Consider the following 228-nt stretch of genomic DNA (forward strand, 5'->3'; position numbering starts at 1 on the left):
TGGCGGTAGCCGTCATGGTGTCTTTGGGTTGTTGGCAGCTTGCGCGTATGGATCAGAAACAACAACGTTTACACAGCATAGCGCAAAAAGAGGCACAGGCGCCAATGCAGGTGTTTGAGGCGTTACAATCGTTTAGTGAAGTCCGGGATGTGCCGGTGCGGTTTGTAGGTCAGGTCGATGCTACGCGAGTCATTTTGTTAGATAACCAAATTTACCAGGGAAAACCCG

Annotated in this window: 1 protein-coding gene; it reads left to right on the forward strand. The window is 50.4% G+C overall.

What is annotated here, in order from left to right:
- A partial coding sequence (locus NLF92_RS13905; RefSeq protein WP_284700452.1) for an SURF1 family cytochrome oxidase biogenesis protein occupies positions 1 to 228 on the forward strand: 228 nt, incomplete at both ends.

It is taken from the genome of Opacimonas viscosa, from assembly GCF_024199005.1.
Lineage (GTDB): Bacteria > Pseudomonadota > Gammaproteobacteria > Enterobacterales > Alteromonadaceae > Opacimonas > Opacimonas viscosa.